Here is a 2,202-nt window from a genome sequence, read left to right as displayed (position 1 = left end):
AAATTGCAAAATTAGCTGGAGTTTCTCGTGCCACAGTATCTAGATATTTAAACGACGGATATGTAAGTGAAGAAAAAAGAAAAATAATAGCAAAAGTTATAGAGGAAACTGGATATACACCTTCTGCACAAGCGAGAGTATTACGTACTAAAAAAACTAAGTTAATAGGTGTAATAATACCGAAAATAGATTCACAGGCTGTGAGCAGAGAAGTTCTAGGCATAAATGAAACTTTATCTAAATCAGGATATCAAATTATCCTTGCCGATACATTTAACGACGAGCATAAGGAATTGGAATACCTAAAGATTTTTCAAAATAATCAAGTAGACGGAATTATTTTGATAGCTACAGTATTTACAAATCAACATAAGAAGTTATTGAAAAAGCTAAATATTCCAGTTGTAATAGTTGGGCAATACTTAAAGGGATATTCCTGTATATACAATGATGATTACAATGCAGCTAAAGATATAACTAAGGTTTTGATAGGAAAAGGCAGAAAAAAAACAGGCTATATAGGAGTCAATCCAAATGATGAAGCAGCAGGAAAGTCGAGATGTCAAGGTTATATAGACGCACTAAAGGAAAATGGAATAAAAGCTAATGAAGAATTAATGAAAATAGCAAAATTCAGTCTAGATGATGGATATTTAAAAGCAAAGGAACTTATTGATAATAATCCTGATATAGATTCACTATTCTGTGCAACAGATAACATTGCTATCGGAGCGATGCAATATCTAAAGGAATGTGCTAAGAAAATACCAGAGGATATATCCATAGTAGGATTTGGGCATACAAATGTATCTAAAATAATAGAACCTAAATTGACGACAGTACATTTTCATTACAAAACATCGGGAATAGAAGCTGCAAATATCATTGTAAACATGATTGAAAATCAAGATAAGATTATAAGAGATGTGAAAATGGGATATGAAATAATTGTTCAAGAATCAACGAATTAAATATTAAATAGGCACTTATTCTGAGAGAGTGGGTGCTTTTTATTTTGTAAATAAAAAAATAAATATTTATATGGATTGAATTTTTAATGTATAGATATACAAAAGTATATTTATAAATAAATATGAGATTGATTTCATATATAAAACACAAAAATAAATATGAATATAGATATAATGCAATGAGAAATATGGAAAATAATCCAAAAAAACCTTTGATATAATTAAAATAACGTGCTACAATAATTTTAAGAAATATGAGAACGATACCACAAAAGGGAGGAAATATTATGGACTATGGTGTTATAGCTAAAGAAATTTATGAAAAAATAGGTAAAAAAGAAAATATCGTATCAGCAGCTCATTGTGCTACAAGATTAAGACTTGTAATAGCTGACAATTCAAAATGTGACAAGAATGCAATTGAGAATATAGAAGGAGTCAAAGGTGTATTCGAGGCATCAGGTCAATTGCAAATAATACTTGGAACAGGTGTAGTAAACAAGGTTTTCAAAGAGCTAATAGATTTAGCGGGTATAACAGAAGCATCTAAAGAGGAAGCTAAAAAAGCAGCTACTTCAAAACAAAATGTATTTATGAGAGCGATTAAAACTCTAGGAGATGTATTCGTACCAATTATACCAGCAATCGTAGCAAGTGGTCTTTTAATGGGACTTTTAGAAGGATTATCTAAAGTATGGCCTCAAATGGCTAACTCAGGAACTTATACAGTTATACATTTATTCAGTAATGCAGCGTTTGTATTTTTACCAATATTAATAGCAGTAAGTGCAGCTAAGGTATTTGGAGGAAATATATTCTTAGGAGCAGTTATAGGTATGATTATGATTCATAGCGATTTACTTAATGCTTGGAGTGTAGCAGGTATGGCTGCGTCAGATATTCCGACAGCAAGTGTTTGGTTTGGACTTTATGATATTAACTTAGTAGGTTATCAAGGACATGTTATTCCAGTAGTAATTGCAGTATGGTTTATGTCTACAATCGAAAAGAAATTACATAAGATTGTTCCAGAAATGATAGATTTATTTGTAACACCATTAGTTACAGTATTAGTTACAGGATATTTAACATTAACAGTGTTTGGGCCAATTTTCTCAACATTAGAAAATGGAGTACTTGGATTTGTTCAAACATTAATAACATTACCATTTGGTGTGGGAGCATTTTTAGCAGGAGCAGTATATGCGCCAACAGTAGTAATAGGTGTTCA

At 30.9% G+C, this 2,202-nt stretch carries 2 protein-coding genes; both read left to right on the top strand.

Features of this window, described 5'->3' with window-relative positions:
• Positions 1-971, top strand: a 971-nt coding sequence (locus tag MR593_RS05450) for a LacI family DNA-binding transcriptional regulator (RefSeq protein ID WP_331474744.1), incomplete at its 5' end; no start/stop codon positions are given.
• A 287-nt stretch (positions 972-1,258) separates the two neighbouring features.
• The coding region (locus MR593_RS05445; protein WP_290690586.1) for a PTS transporter subunit EIIC at positions 1,259-2,202 on the top strand (944 nt) is incomplete at its 3' end.

The sequence above is a fragment of the Intestinibacter sp. genome, assembly GCF_022780145.1.
Lineage (GTDB): Bacteria > Bacillota > Clostridia > Peptostreptococcales > Peptostreptococcaceae > Intestinibacter.
The sequence above is the reverse complement of the archived record's forward strand: the minus strand, read 5'-3'. Positions and strand labels throughout refer to the sequence as shown.